Source organism: Paenibacillus sp. cl123 (genome assembly GCF_900101595.1).
Lineage (GTDB): Bacteria > Bacillota > Bacilli > Paenibacillales > NBRC-103111 > Paenibacillus_G.
Map to the genome: position 1 here is coordinate 57,612 of NZ_FMYY01000002.1, position 13,329 is coordinate 70,940.

Genomic DNA, 13,329 nt, shown 5'->3' on the forward strand with positions numbered 1-13,329 from the left:
CGTGTTTATTTTCAAAAGCATTGTCGGCAAGCTGTGGATTACGATCATCGGTCTTGTAGTTGTCGTTCTGCTGACGGTAGGGGCGTTTCTGTTCAAATTTATCGAGACCTCCTTCCCCAAGTCGAAGGATCAGGTCGAAACGCTCAGCCGGCTGGCGACGAAGGTAGCGAGCGAGATATCGCTGCATAAGGAAGAGCGCCGCTACCTGCAGGTCGTCAATGAGCTGCTGAACGCCCAGGGCGCGAGCGTGCTTGTTGTGACCAAGGATTATGAACTGCAGACCACTCCCGTAGGACAAGGCGATGAGAAGCGGATCCGGTACGATGATCTGTTCACGAAAAATGAGCTGGCCAAAGTATTCGCGGGCCAGTCGGTTGACAACCGGAGCCCGATGGTCGCGGCCCGCACGCCGCTCGGACGCGCTTATGCAGCGGTCGCCGTGCCGTTCATGAGCGAGAATCAGGCGGAGGTAGCCGGAGCGCTCATCATGTATCAGCTGACGCAGTCGTCCGAGGTGACCCAGGATTATGTGAAAAAGCTGTTCGTCGTCGTGGGCGTTGCGGGCTTTCTGATGACGACGTTTTTTGCTTTCTTCCTGCTTACCCGGATCACTCAGCCGCTGCTGAATCTGAAAAAGGCGGCCGATCTGATCTCGGAGGGGGAATATGGCAGCCGGGTTCCGATTCAGTCCTCGGACGAGATCGGGGAGCTGGGCAAGACGTTCAACCATATGGGCGAGCAGCTGCAGGATACGATCAGGGCGCTAAGCCATGAGAAGGAGCATCTATCCAACGTGCTGCGAAGCATGGCCGACGCCGTCGTCACCTTTGACCCGGAAGGGAATGTCATCCTGGATAATCCTGAGGGAGAACGCATCATCCGCGCCTGGAATGAACTGGAGTGGCTGGAGGACGACCCGAACGGCACGCCTGCCGGCCGAGACCAAAGCGAGCGGGAATGGAGGCGTATCCCCGAACCGCTGAAGCCGCTCTTCGAGGAAGTCACCCGTCATCCCAAGGAGATGACGACCAAGCTCCACGTGACCAGCGAGGTGTGGTCGGTCGTCATGGCTCCTCTGTACGTGCAGGATACGGTGCGCGGCGTGGTCGCCGTGCTGCGGAATGTGACCGAGGAATACCGGCTTGAGAAGCTGCGCAAGGACTTTGTCGCCAACGTCTCTCATGAGCTTCGCACGCCGCTCTCTATGCTTCACGGGTACAGCGAAGCGCTGCTGGACGACATTGCGGCAACGCCTGAGGATCGTCAGGAGCTGGCTCAGGTTATCTATGACGAATCGAAACGCATGGGCAGGCTTGTTCATGATCTGCTGGATCTGGCCAGAATGGAGAATGGTCATATGGAGCTGAACTTGCGTGAGCTGGACGTTCACTCGTTCATCAAGCGCATGCATCGTAAGTTCGCAGCGCTGTCGAAGGAAAAGGGCATCGCGATGACCTATTCGCTGCCGGAAGAGAAGCTGGAGCTGGAGCGGGCCGATGAGGACCGGCTGGAGCAGGTGCTTACGAATCTGCTCGACAACGCGATCCGGCATACCCCTGCGGAAGCGGAAATCAGCATAACCGCCTCCAGCACCCGCTTGCGCGGCGAGGAGGCGGTGCTGATCGAGGTAGCGGATCAAGGCTACGGGATCGGGGCCGAGGATCTGCCTTATATTTTCGAACGCTTCTACAAGGCCGACAAGGCCCGTACGCGAGGCGCATCGGGCGGGACGGGACTCGGGCTGTCGATCGTACGGAACATTGTGGAGGCGCATCAGGGAACCGTACAAGCGAAAAGCCAGCCCGGACAAGGTACGACATTTTCTATTATTTTGCCGCGCTATAGCGGGAAAACCTAACAAAACCCCCTTCGGTTCGCTGCCGAAGGGGGTTTTGCGCGAGCTTGCTTTGTAGAAAAAACTTGGCAAATCTTGTTGTCCGTGGAACATAAATGCCGGCCCAGGCCGGAGGGCATGGGCCGGCAGAATATTTGCGGAGGGCAGGAGCTTACAGCGACAACTCGCGAACCTGAGTCAGCTCAGGCAGCGCGGACAGCTGATCGAGCACCTGCTGGGAAGCGTGCTTGTCGATCGTCAGCACCATGATGGCCGAGCCGCCGATGACCTTGCGTCCCACCTGCATCGTAGCGATGTTAACGTCGTTCGTGCCGAGCAGGGTACCGACCTTGCCGATGATGCCCGGCTTATCGTTATGGGAGATCAGCAGCAGCGTGCCTTCCGGCGCAAAGTCGACCGGATACTGGTCGATCTGGACGATCCGCTCGCCGTAGCCGGAGAGCAGGGTGCCGGCCAGCGTGCGCTGTTCGTTTTTCGTCTTCAGCGTAACGGACACGAGGTTCGTGAATGTTTGGGCTGCAGTCGATTTCTGGGTTACGATGTTCAGATCGCGGGATTTGGCCAGATGCATCGCGTTCACTACGTTGACGCCTTCGAGCTGATGCTGGAGCACTCCCTTGACGATATAGCGGGTAAGCGGCGACGTATCCACTTCGGTCAGATCGCCCGAGTAGCTGACGACGATCTCGCTGACGGCGCTGTCGATCGTCTGGCCGAGGAAGTTGCCGAGCTTCTCGCCCAGGTTGAAGTAAGGCTGCAGCGCGCTGAGCACATTGGCCGGTACCGGCGGCATGTTGACGGCATTTTTGAACGGCTCGTCGCGCAGGATGTGCAGCACTTCCTCGGATACGTCGATGGCCACGTTCTCTTGAGCTTCGACCGTCGAAGCGCCGAGATGCGGCGTCACGATGATGCGCGGGTTGTTCAGGAACGGATGATCCGCGGCAGGCGGCTCCGATTCGAATACGTCAAAGGCGGCTCCGGCTACGATGCCAGCATCGATTGCTTCCACGAGCGCCATCTCGTCGATGATGCCGCCGCGCGCGCAGTTGATGATGCGTGCGCCTTTTTTCATCAGCTCGAATTGCGGACGGCTGATCATATGTCTCGTTTCATTGGTAAGCGGAGTATGCACGGTGATGAAATCGGCTTTGCTGCAAATTTCGTTGACCGAACCAAGCTTCACGCCCATCTGTTCGGCTCTCTCTTCCGTCAGGAACGGGTCGTAGCCGAGAACTACCATACCGAACGCTTTGGCGCGTTTCGCCACTTCGCTGCCGATCCGGCCCATGCCGAGCACGCCCAGCACTTTGTTGCGCAGCTCGACGCCGACGAACGTTTTGCGGTCCCATTCGCCGCCGACCGTTTTCTTGTAGGCTTGCGGGATCATCCGGGCTGTGGACATCATCATCGCGAAGGTCAGCTCGCAGGTGGCGATCGTATTGCCGTCAGGTGCGTTGATAACGACGATGCCGCGCTTCGTAGCGCCTTCGAGATCGATATTGTCCACGCCGACTCCAGCGCGGCCTACAACCTTCAGGCGGCTGCCTGCGCTCATGATGCGCTCGGTTACCTTGGTCGCGCTGCGGACGAGAATCGCGTCATAATTCGGAATAATGGCAACCAGCTCGTCTTCGGACAAGCCTACTTTCTTGTCGACCTCAACATCCGGGGCATCGTACAACAACTGAATCCCCATGTCGCTGATTCCATCCATAACAAGCACTTTAAACATTTCCATTTCCCTCCGTTATCCTTTTTCTAGCAAACCAAAAACTCCTCAATCCCGATACGTCTAGCGTATACAAGGGACGAGGAGCTGATTCTCGTGGTACCACCCTAATTCGCCGCGTGCTCGCGCATACGGCCTTCATAGGTCTGCTTAAAGCTTAAGGACAGACCGAGATGGGTAACGGCGTCTAGCCGGCTGCAACTACTTGAACGTTCGAGGCAGCAACTCGGGAGTGCTCCGCATAGCGTCTACGTCCGGTTCGCACCTTCCACCGGCTCTCTGTACGTTTCGCCTATATGCTTGGTTCCGTCATCGTTTGTCTTAAATATGTCTGTTAAATTTTTCACTAGCTTATCATGGAGTTTTCTGGGTTGTCAAGAGGGTTTTCGACACAGGATGTCGGACGGCCGGTCCGGTTTGCCAACTCGGAAGGGCGGCTGTACAATGAACGAGAGTCAGCACCAGAGAGGGAGGAATGCCGTATGACATTTGGCAGAATCGGTCCGGATGCGTATGCCAGGAAGCAGGCGCAGGGCGAGCTGGCGGATACGCTAACCATCGATGTCAGGCAGCCGGAGGAATGGGAATATTATCATTGGGAGGAGATGGAGCTCTGCCCGATGATGACCATCCCCGAGAAGCTGGAGGAGCTTCCGAAGGACAAGCCGCTGTATGTCGTTTGCGCGCATGGAGTGCGCAGCGAGCATGTGTGCCGGTATTTGAGCGAGCGAGGCTTCGACAACGCCGTGAACGTAGAGGGAGGCATGGCTGCTCTGGCCGCTGTCCGAGGCTTCCGGTACGATTGAGGCGGGAAACGAGAGCGGGACAGAGAAGGCCGCCTATCCTCTACTTGGAAAGGCGGCCTTGGTTCAGTTGGTGAAGAAGGGCAGCTGCGGCAGCGTTTCATTCGCATAGAGCTTGCCCTTGACCCGGAGGAAATCTCCTTCGCGGACAGCGTCCGTAGCGATCAGCATATCGGCTACCGCTCCGATATCGCTGAGATTCATCTTCTTGGCCTGACCGGCAGCGATCATATCGTCGATCCGGCCGCTTAGATCCTGCGGGGTAAAGGCCTGATATCGCTTGCCTGCGAGCAGCATGCTCGTGATATAGGCGTTTTTCATATTCAGCGTCAAGGTGCCCCATTCCTGAACGGAAATCGGCTTGGTTACATCCACCTCTTTGAACGGCGGAGCGGAGGTTTGCGCCCACTTGATAATCGAGCTGTAGTATTCGTTCTCCGCCTTCATGGCAAAGTTCCTGGCCTCCGTCAGATAAGCGTCAGACTGCAACTGGGCTATCAGCTCTCCGCTTGGCATGGCGTTGGCTCTGGAAGCGAAGCCCGGCAGCGCTTCGCTGAACAGCTTAAGGCTCTTCATATAGTCCTTGTGAGCCTCCTGCAGCAGCGGAGAAGAGGCCGGGGTCGATTTCTGCTGCAGATCATTGTAAACGGCTTGCGATTGCTTGGCCAATTCCTTCAGCAGCAGTGAGGCGTCGGAGGCGCGATTCGACTGGAGCTGATCCAGCTTGTCGAACCATGCTTTATGAAATTCCCTGTACGGCTGATAAATGGTATGATAGAAGGAGACCAGATACTGCTGATGATAGGCCGCAAAGCCGCCGTTCTGTTCTGTTTGCTTGACGAGCAGTTCTTCATACTTGGCGGAGGCGCGCTGCTGGCCGAGCTGCAGTCCGTAGAAAAATGCGCCCAGCGCTACGACCAGCATAAAGATGAATGTGACGGCGAATACATAGTCTGTCCGGTTCAAACGTTTTTCCATAAGCGAAGGCACCTCAACTCTATTCTATGCAGCTAGTATAGGCGAATTTGTCGAAAAAGGGAATCTTCATGAAAAAATTTAACTTCAAGCAATTCAAGCTGAACCGCGTCCGGGCAGACGAACTGACGGACCGGCTTCTGATCATCAATCTGTATGTTACTCAAGCGGTCGTATTGCTGATAGCGGCTGTCATCTTATGGTTTCAAAAGCCAAACCTCCTGTCCATGTTCGCTGTGCAGCCGATGTGGCAGATAGCGCTGTGGGGAACCGTATATGCCGTCGCCGTGCTTGTGATCGACATGCTGATCTCGCAGTGGGTGCCGCCTGAAATTACGGACGACGGCGGCATCAACGAGAAGCTGTTCGGCAATCGCCCGCTGTGGCATATCGCCGTGATGTCGCTTGCGGTCGCCATCTGCGAGGAGCTGCTGTTTCGCGGCGCGATCCAGGCAGCCTGGGGGCCGTATTGGACCAGCATTTTGTTCGCCGCCATCCATTTTCGCTATCTGCAGCACTGGCTGATGACAGGACTCGTATTCAGCATCAGCTACGGGCTTGGCTGGATCTACATCCAGACCGGATCGCTTTGGACGCCGATCCTTGCTCACTTTCTCATCGATTTCGTGATGGGGTGCATCCTAAGATACAGGAGAGAGGCCTAGATGAACGCCAAACGAATGCAGGAAGAACCCACGTACGCGCGGCGGACGGACATGGAAGAGATTCCGCTCCCCGAGGAGCATTATCTGCCGCCGCGCAAGTCGGTGCATCCGACCGAGAAAGAGAAGTGGCTTCGTATCTTTTATCGGTCGCTGCTGTGGATTTTTATACTGCTTGTTACGGGGCTGCTGCTGTGGGGGTGGAAGCGGCTGAATCCGTAAGCTCAATCGACTGCGGATCGACGAAGCCGTAACCCTTCTCTTCCAGCTGCGTCAGCAGCTTGTCGAGCGCTTCGACTGTCCATGGTAGCTCGTGCATCAAGATGTTGCTGCCTGCATGGAGCTGCTCCAGCACATTGGCGACTACTTGATCCGAGCTGTGGTTTTTGGTCGACATCTCCCAGTCCTTGGAGCCGTTGGACCAGGTCATATACAGCATGTTTTCCTCCTTGGCCTTGGCTCTGACAATGTCGCTTCCCGATCCGTGAGGCGGACGGAAAAAAGCCGGCGCTTTGCCGATAATATCCTTGACCGCTTTCTGTACGTCGGCCAGCTGCTGGTCGACTTTTTCTTTGCTTTCCTTCTTCAGATCGATGTGATCCCAGGAATGATTGCCGATCGTCTGCCCCCTTTCATCGAGCAGCTTGACGATTTCGGGCTTTTGCTTGATCCGGTAGCCGTTCAGGAAAAAGATCGCCTTGGCCTTATGCTTGTCCAATGTATCCAGCAGGGCGTTGTTCATCTCCCAGTCCTTTGGCCCGTCGTCGAAGGTCAGGAGCACCACCTTCTTGGAATGCTGCTGAGGATCAATGGGGACGATATCGTAGGTTTTGGGATTCATCCGATACGTTTTCACGCTGACGGGCGGTATATTTTCCTTCGCGGCTGGCTCGCCTGGAGCTGGTGTTGGCGTTGGCGTCGGTGTTGGAGCCGGCTGCTCCGCAGCGCGCTCCTGCTGTCCCCCCGCCGGAGGCTGGTTTTGAACGGACGGCTCCTGGGTGGCGGCAGGCGTCCCTGAGGACGACTGGCAGGCGGTAACCGCGGCTGCCATCAGCAGAGCGACCGGCAGGCTCGTCCACTTATTCGATTTCATGGGTGTCAGCCCCTTCTCTGAGAAGTCTAGTACAGACCGCATACGCGGCCGCTTCCTGATTTTATCATGTATGGCTGCCCGGTACCTAGCGGAATATATAAGCGAAGACCAAGAGGATGGAGGGATGGCCATGAAATTGGGTACTTTTTTACTTGGCGGAATCGTGGGGGCTGCTGCGGCTGTTTATGTGTCGAAGCGGGCCAAGCCGATGCTCTTCTCGGCGCTCTCAAGCAACGATGCGGCATCCGGATTGCTGGGCAGCCGCACAGGCAAGTCGGGCAAATCCGCGGATTCCCACTCGTTCGGGGCGGGAGTTGCGGATGTGGTGAAGGGTTCGATGAAAGGCAAGAAGGACTCATCGATCGGCGATGCATCGCTGGGAGCCGATGGCTTGGGCACGGTGAATGAGCTTATCCAGAAAGATCCGAAGCTGAAGGAGGCCGTGGATGAAATCTTGGCAGGCTCCTCGGCCAAAGACAAGCAGGCGGACAAGGAATCGCATACGCACTGATCCAGGCTCGGATCGGGCCGCAAAGACGCAGGTCCCGCTTCTCTCGAAGAGGCGACTTGCGTCTTTTTTCGTTCTCTGCCGCAGGAGAGCGGATTTTTTAGTTATAAGCCTTTTTTCGGCGGGGAAGCGTTCTTTTCTTGGCGGAATGTGATATAATAGTCGTAACATGGAATACAAGCTGTTGCAGGGCCATGTCCATGCTCTGCTTGCTTCCGGGACGGACCGGCTTGGCAGGCAGCTGCAGCACTACTACGCGGCACACCTTTGTGACCCAAACTTCATAAGCTGTTAATACAGTCGGCAAGGGAGGAATCCAGTATGAAAATGGAGCGTTTAAGTCAGGACAAGATACGGATATTCCTCACATTCGATGACTTAACAGAGCGCGGCATTCAGAAGGATGACATGTGGCGGGAGATCCCGAAGGTTCATGAGCTGTTCAGTGAAATGATGGATCAAGCCTATATGGAACTCGGATTCGATGCCAGCGGTCCGCTCGCTGTTGAAGTTCTTGCCATGCCGGCACAGGGGATGGTAGTCATTGTCACCCGAGGCAAGATGAACTTCAACTCCGGTGAGGACACCATGGATGACGAGCTGGAGGAAGAAGTGTACGAGCTCGAGTTGACCCTTGAGGAAACCGATCAGGTCACTTATGCGTTTGCCGACTTCGAGGATCTGCTTCGTCTGGCCAAGGTGATGGAGCCCATGCTTGCGGACGGAGGAACGTTGTACGCATATAAGAACAAGTGGATTTTGCTGATCGACGCCGAATCGATGGATGAGAAGAAGCTGCAAGCGGTTGTAGCGGTTTTGTCCGAATACGGGGAGTCTACGTCGGTTACGCACGCCGTGCTTGAAGAATACGGCAAGACAGTTATTGCCGAGAACGCGATCGGAACGCTTTGCGCCAAATTTCAGTAAGCAAGCCATAGCGGGTAAAGCCGTTTCGTGCATACGATACATGGTAAAGCATTCGCAAAAACGATCCGTTTTTGAGAATGCTTTTTTTGAAATCTCAGAAAGCAGGAGCTTCAACGATTAATCATCTATTTTTGGCAAACGCACCGCTTTGATAGACGCTGCAAGGCGTTTATCCAAGCAGGAGAGGAGCATAAAGATGACGGGTGTAAATAGAAGCGCGGCGAAACCGTCGTTCGACCTGGAGGAACTTGTCGCGCATTATCAGAGACAGCTGTCGGGGGAGGCGCTTTACTACCTGCAGCGCAGAGGGATTGAGCAGGAGACCGCCGAGCAGTACCGCATCGGCTTCGAGCCTGGGAAAATCGGATTTTATGTGCAGTCCGGCAAGATCGGCGGGTACTTTGAGAATCGTGTTATCATTCCCATCGTCGATCAGCAGGGTCTCCCTATCGACTTGATCGGACGTTCGATTGACAGCCGTGAGCCGAAGTACAAAACCTTGGTAGGGGAAGACGGTTATTTATTCAACGAATCGGTGCTGGAGCAGACGGAGGATGTGGTGCTGTGCGGAGGGCTGTTCGATGTGCTCAATCTGGCCCAGTCGCGTCTGCCGGCTGTCTGTCCCCCCGCCTGGATGACGTTCAAGGAAACCTATGCGGAGAAGTTCAAAGGCAAGCGCGTATTCGTATGCCTCGGCAACGATGAGCTGGGTCGACGCGAGAGCTCGCGGATTCAAGAGCTGCTGCAGGGCGTGAGCAAAGACACGTTTATCGTCAATTTGCCGGAGTCGATCAAGGATGTGAACGATTTCTTTGTACGGGTGCAAAATCCGCTCGACACCTTTATCCAGCTGCTTAATGAAACAATGGAGGAATCGCTGCTGCTGCCGATCTCTCCGGATGTCAAGCATATTACGGCGTATACGGAAGAATATATGAAGCGGTACCGCGGTCAGTCCACGGGATTGCCGACGGGCTTCGAGCTGCTCGACAAGGCGCTGTTCGGCGGACTGCGCACAGGGCTGTACTTCATCACCGGCTGCGCCTCCTCGGGCAAGACCATGCTGATGAAGCAAATAGCCGATGAGATCGCCTCCAGGCAGACGCCTGTCGTTTACGTCTCCTGGGACATGACCTCCTTCGAGCTGTGGGCCCGCAGCATCGCCCGCCTGATCGGCACGGAGCCGCAGCTGGTGCTGAGCGGTCAAGCCTCCCCGGATGATGTCAGCCGGGCGAACAAGCAATATGTTCCGATCAGCAAGTGGATGTGGACCATCGAATGCTCGCTGGAGACGACCATGGACCGGGTATTCGCCACGATCGAGCGGATCGCCGGCATCGCCGGCCGAACGCCGGTCGTATTCATCGACCATCTTAACCGCATCCCGACGACCGGCCTGCAGCGGCAGCCCCAGACGGTGGCCGAGCATCAGACGATGCTGGCTTATGTGCTGAAGCAGTGGTCGAGGGAAAATGACACGCCGGTCATATCGGCGATTCCGATCGATCTGGGCGCCGAGAGGCTGCCGGAAGGGGCGGAGGCTTCGGCAGACGTTATCCTCTCCCTCACCCAGGAAGAGGAACCGGCCGAAGGGGGGACGGGCCAGCTGCCCTGCGCTCTGCGGCTGATCAAGCATCGCAACGGTTCGCTCGCAACCGTACCGCTGCGTTTTCTTCAGCGTCAGGCATGCTTTGAGGAGTCTGCACCGGAGCGGACCGCAGAGGAGACGGCAAAGTCCGAAGGGGCTTAAGGCTTCTCCCAAGACTGAACGGATTTGGCATGGCATCTCATGGCGAAACGCTCTATAATAAAGTAAAAGAACTCGGACGGGAGGGAAAGCGCCCTGAGCATACTCTCAATTTTAATCACTGCCGTAGCGCCGGGTGCTGCCCTGCTGTCCTATTTTTATTTGAAGGACCGGTATGATCCGGAGCCCATATCCCTGGTGCTCCGCCTGTTTTTTTTCGGCGTGCTGATCGTGTTTCCCGTGATCGTGCTGCAGCGTGCGTTTATGCAGGGATTCGGGGATCATCCTTTTGTGTTTGCCTTTATTTCATCTTCGCTGCCTGAAGAATTTATGAAATGGTTTATTGTGTATTTCGTCATATTCAAGCATACGAATTTCGATGAGCCGTATGACGGCATCGTCTATGCGGTCGCCGTCTCGCTTGGCTTCGCTACGCTGGAGAATGTGCTGTACGCGCTGCTCAATTCGATGGACTTCGCTTCCCTGCTGATGCGCGCGTTTTTGCCGGTGTCGGGGCATGCGATGTTTGGGGTGATGATGGGCTATCATTTCGGCAGGGCAAAGTTTGATCCGAATGGATCGTTTAAGCATCTGGCCATGGCTTTTTTTCTTCCATTTTTTTGGCATGGAGCGTTCGACTACACGCTGTACGCCGCCAAGGGCTATTGGATCTGGTTTATGGTTCCGTTGATGGTGTTTCTCTGGCTGCGCAGTCTGCTGAAGGTGAAGCGGGCGAACGCCAAGTCTCCGCTGCGGATGGTAACGCGAGAGGACCGGATTAAAATTTGACGGGGCTGTCCATAATGGGAAGTAACAGATCCCGTTATGTAACCGAAAGGAGCCTCATGAACGCCGTTCAAACTCGCCTGAAGGTCAGAATCCGCTGCAACAGCTGCGGGGAAAAGTTTATTTTGAAAGGCCGTATGGACAAAGGGAAGATCGATACGGGCTTCAAGCGCTGCATTTGCGATAATGAGCATGACTTTGAGATCGAAACCAATGACGTATAGGTTGCTGCTGAAGGAAGCCGTCCATAAGGGCGGCTTTTTTCAATTTACTCAGAAAGTTATAATACTAAAGTTTAATTTACTGAACGAAAGCATCAGAGTATTGGTTCTAATACGAATAACCCTTGGGCAGAAGAAGGTGCAGAAACAGGGTGAACGTACCGGAGCGGAGTTGTAACGGAACTCAGCGACCGTTAGCGCACGAAATCGACCGAATTCCATTTGTTACGGAATTCAGAGCCTCTTATAGAGCCAAACCGTCCATGTTTCGCTCCTGTTGGCCTTGTAAGGTTCGCTGAGTTCCCTAAGCAGGGGCAGGTCATGAAAAAAGCGGCTTTAAGGGCCTGTGAGTTCCGTTAGAGGTCACCAGCGCTGTCTACCTCTCGTCCGTGTGTGTGTGAAAAATACCATAAGCCGGTTTCCTTGGTATCTCAGCCAAAAAGTATGAGCAGAAGATTCATGGATACAAATATTCCTCCCCACGCGCCAAAAGCATGGACTCGCACGCGGAGATCTTCAAGTACCTGGCCGACGGCCAGTTTTTTTCGGATACTCACCCTAAGAGAACGGATTGCCGCTTCGCCAGTGCATAAAGAAACTGCCTTCAAGCGCAAACTAAGCCCAACAATGGCTGAAGAAGGGAGAGTTCACGCATATGTACAAACGGCTAAGCATCGTCATGTTCCCGATTCTGCTGATCGCCTTGATCGGAACCGGATTTTGGGGGTATTTGGAGCATCAGGAGAAAAACTCGGTATTGATCAAGGCGGAGAACCAATATCAGCGGGCATTCCACGATTTGTCCTTCCATGTGGACAAGCTGCACAATGAGCTGGGAAATACGCTGGCTGTCAATTCCACGTCGCAGGACGCCTATAAGAAAGGGCTCATCAATGTCTGGCGCATTACGAGTCAGGCTCAAAATGAAATCAGCCAATTGCCGCTGACCCTGCTTCCTTTTAACAAAACAGAGGAATTTCTGGCGAATATTTCGAACTTTGCCTATCGGGCGGCCGTACGCGATCTCAGCAAGCAGCCCCTGTCCGAGGATGAGATGAAGACGCTGACGGCGCTTTACGATCATTCGAGCCAGATAGCGAAAGATCTGCGCGAGGTTCAATCTACGGTCATGCAGCAGAACCTGCGCTGGATGGATGTTGAGCTTGCTCTGGCTACGGAGAAGGAGCCGCAGGATAACGCGATTATCGACGGCTTCGCAACGGTGGACAAGAAGGTAAGCGAATATCCGGAGATTAACTGGAGCCCTGCGATCATGAGCATGCAGCAAAGTCTGAACCGCAACATGACCATGCTCAGCGGCAGCGAAGTGAGCGCGGATGAGATCAAGACCAAAGCCGCCCAGTTCCTTGGGCTCGCCGACGCGGGAGCGGTTCAGGTGGTAGAGAACGGCACGGGCACGGAATATCAATCGTACAGCGCCTATGTTCCGAAGGAAGGCACGCAGGACGGCGCGCATCTTGATTATTCCAAAAAAGGCGGCCAGCTTCTCTGGTACAGCGCGGCCCGCGATGTAGGCACCAAGCAGTTGGACCTCAGGCAGGCGCGCGACATCTCGGCGCAGTTTCTGGACGACCATGGCTATCCCGGCATGACCGCGGTCAGCTATGACGAGTACAGCAATGTCGCCAATATCACGTTTGCGTCGCGCAATAACGAAGTGATCAACTACTTGGAGAAAGTGGCGGTAAAAGTTGCGATGGACAACGGAGAAGTGACCGGTCTGGAAGCATCGGATTATGTATATGACAAGAAAGACCGCCAGCTTGCTCCTCCCAAGCTCTCTCAGGAGGAGGCCAGACAGACGCTGAGTCCGAAATTCGAAGCGGAAAGCGTACGAATGGCCCTGATTCGCAACGATATTGAGGAAGAGGTGCTCTGCTACCAGTTTATCGGGCGGGTAAACGGAGGGCTTTACCGGATCTATGTCAACGCCGACAGCGGCGCTCAGGAGAAGATCGATCACATACGTACGGAGGAAGCCCAAGTCACGCAAACCTGA

At 55.2% G+C, this 13,329-nt stretch carries 13 protein-coding genes and 1 other annotated feature; of the genes, 10 read left to right on the forward strand and 3 right to left on the reverse strand.

Features of this window, described 5'->3' with window-relative positions:
* Window position 1: 1 nt before the first annotated feature.
* Window positions 2-1,858 (forward strand): ATP-binding protein, encoded by a 1,857-nt coding sequence (locus BLR08_RS04385; RefSeq protein WP_072327702.1) that lies wholly within the window; start codon window positions 2-4, stop codon window positions 1,856-1,858.
* 148 nt (window positions 1,859-2,006) lie between these two features.
* Here the strand turns inward: BLR08_RS04385 and serA are convergent, their stop codons facing one another.
* Complete coding sequence (gene serA / locus BLR08_RS04390) at window positions 2,007-3,590, reverse strand: phosphoglycerate dehydrogenase (protein ID WP_072327701.1); 1,584 nt, start codon at window positions 3,588-3,590, stop codon at window positions 2,007-2,009.
* A 69-nt stretch (window positions 3,591-3,659) separates the two neighbouring features.
* Window positions 3,660-3,909 (reverse strand) — a binding site (T-box leader).
* 160 nt (window positions 3,910-4,069) lie between these two features.
* On the opposite strand from serA, the gene BLR08_RS04395 reads away from it, so the two are divergent.
* Complete coding sequence (locus BLR08_RS04395; protein WP_072327700.1) at window positions 4,070-4,393, forward strand: rhodanese-like domain-containing protein; 324 nt, start codon at window positions 4,070-4,072, stop codon at window positions 4,391-4,393.
* Window positions 4,394-4,456: 63 nt separating this feature from the next.
* On the opposite strand, the gene BLR08_RS04400 is transcribed toward BLR08_RS04395, so the two are convergent.
* Entirely contained in the window at window positions 4,457-5,368 is a 912-nt protein-coding gene (locus BLR08_RS04400; RefSeq protein WP_072327699.1) for a hypothetical protein, read from the reverse strand.
* A 68-nt stretch (window positions 5,369-5,436) separates the two neighbouring features.
* On the opposite strand from BLR08_RS04400, the gene BLR08_RS04405 reads away from it, so the two are divergent.
* Together BLR08_RS04405 and BLR08_RS04410 are read left to right on the forward strand one after the other, a co-directional pair.
* Window positions 5,437-6,030, forward strand: a complete 594-nt coding sequence (locus BLR08_RS04405; RefSeq protein WP_072327698.1) for a type II CAAX endopeptidase family protein — start codon at window positions 5,437-5,439, stop codon at window positions 6,028-6,030.
* The gene (locus tag BLR08_RS04410; protein WP_072327697.1) at window positions 6,031-6,249 is read left to right on the forward strand and encodes a hypothetical protein; all 219 of its coding nucleotides are present in this window, start codon (window positions 6,031-6,033) and stop codon (window positions 6,247-6,249) included. It abuts the gene before it with no gap.
* Here the strand turns inward: BLR08_RS04410 and BLR08_RS04415 are convergent.
* Entirely contained in the window at window positions 6,206-7,120 is a 915-nt protein-coding gene (locus tag BLR08_RS04415; protein WP_072327696.1) for a polysaccharide deacetylase family protein, read from the reverse strand. The two genes, BLR08_RS04410 and BLR08_RS04415, sit on opposite strands and share 44 nt — an antisense overlap.
* A 124-nt stretch (window positions 7,121-7,244) precedes the next feature.
* Between BLR08_RS04415 and BLR08_RS04420 the strand changes: the two genes are divergently transcribed.
* From BLR08_RS04420 to ypeB, 6 genes are all read left to right on the forward strand, one after another.
* On the forward strand, window positions 7,245-7,631 hold the full coding sequence (locus BLR08_RS04420; RefSeq protein ID WP_256257354.1) for a hypothetical protein: 387 nt from the start codon (window positions 7,245-7,247) through the stop codon (window positions 7,629-7,631).
* A 318-nt stretch (window positions 7,632-7,949) separates the two neighbouring features.
* Entirely contained in the window at window positions 7,950-8,555 is a 606-nt protein-coding gene (locus BLR08_RS04425; RefSeq protein ID WP_072327695.1) for a genetic competence negative regulator, read from the forward strand.
* Between the two features lie 196 nt (window positions 8,556-8,751).
* Window positions 8,752-10,305: a DnaB-like helicase C-terminal domain-containing protein gene (locus BLR08_RS04430; RefSeq protein ID WP_072327694.1), complete on the forward strand. Its 1,554-nt coding sequence runs from the start codon at window positions 8,752-8,754 to the stop codon at window positions 10,303-10,305.
* A 93-nt stretch (window positions 10,306-10,398) separates the two neighbouring features.
* Entirely contained in the window at window positions 10,399-11,091 is a 693-nt protein-coding gene (prsW, locus tag BLR08_RS04435) for a glutamic-type intramembrane protease PrsW (RefSeq protein ID WP_072327693.1), read from the forward strand.
* Between the two features lie 56 nt (window positions 11,092-11,147).
* Complete coding sequence (locus BLR08_RS30985) at window positions 11,148-11,312, forward strand: hypothetical protein (RefSeq protein WP_176835411.1); 165 nt, start codon at window positions 11,148-11,150, stop codon at window positions 11,310-11,312.
* Window positions 11,313-11,964: 652 nt separating this feature from the next.
* Window positions 11,965-13,329: a germination protein YpeB gene (gene ypeB / locus BLR08_RS04445; protein WP_072327691.1), complete on the forward strand. Its 1,365-nt coding sequence runs from the start codon at window positions 11,965-11,967 to the stop codon at window positions 13,327-13,329.

Excerpts from the sequence above, each read along its gene's own strand:
- BLR08_RS04410 (WP_072327697.1), top strand. The coding sequence starts at position 6,031 with ATGAACGCCAAACGAATGCAGGAAGAACCCACGTACGCGCGGCGGACG.
- BLR08_RS30985 (WP_176835411.1), top strand. The coding sequence starts at position 11,148 with ATGAACGCCGTTCAAACTCGCCTGAAGGTCAGAATCCGCTGCAACAGC.
- BLR08_RS04405 (WP_072327698.1), top strand. The coding sequence starts at position 5,437 with ATGAAAAAATTTAACTTCAAGCAATTCAAGCTGAACCGCGTCCGGGCA.
- BLR08_RS04420 (WP_256257354.1), top strand. The coding sequence starts at position 7,245 with ATGGCCATGAAATTGGGTACTTTTTTACTTGGCGGAATCGTGGGGGCT.
- BLR08_RS04425 (WP_072327695.1), top strand. The coding sequence starts at position 7,950 with ATGAAAATGGAGCGTTTAAGTCAGGACAAGATACGGATATTCCTCACA.
- ypeB (WP_072327691.1), top strand. The coding sequence starts at position 11,965 with ATGTACAAACGGCTAAGCATCGTCATGTTCCCGATTCTGCTGATCGCC.
- serA (WP_072327701.1), bottom strand. The coding sequence starts at position 3,590 with ATGTTTAAAGTGCTTGTTATGGATGGAATCAGCGACATGGGGATTCAG.
- BLR08_RS04400 (WP_072327699.1), bottom strand. The coding sequence starts at position 5,368 with ATGGAAAAACGTTTGAACCGGACAGACTATGTATTCGCCGTCACATTC.
- BLR08_RS04395 (WP_072327700.1), top strand. The coding sequence starts at position 4,070 with ATGACATTTGGCAGAATCGGTCCGGATGCGTATGCCAGGAAGCAGGCG.
- BLR08_RS04415 (WP_072327696.1), bottom strand. The coding sequence starts at position 7,120 with ATGAAATCGAATAAGTGGACGAGCCTGCCGGTCGCTCTGCTGATGGCA.
- BLR08_RS04430 (WP_072327694.1), top strand. The coding sequence starts at position 8,752 with ATGACGGGTGTAAATAGAAGCGCGGCGAAACCGTCGTTCGACCTGGAG.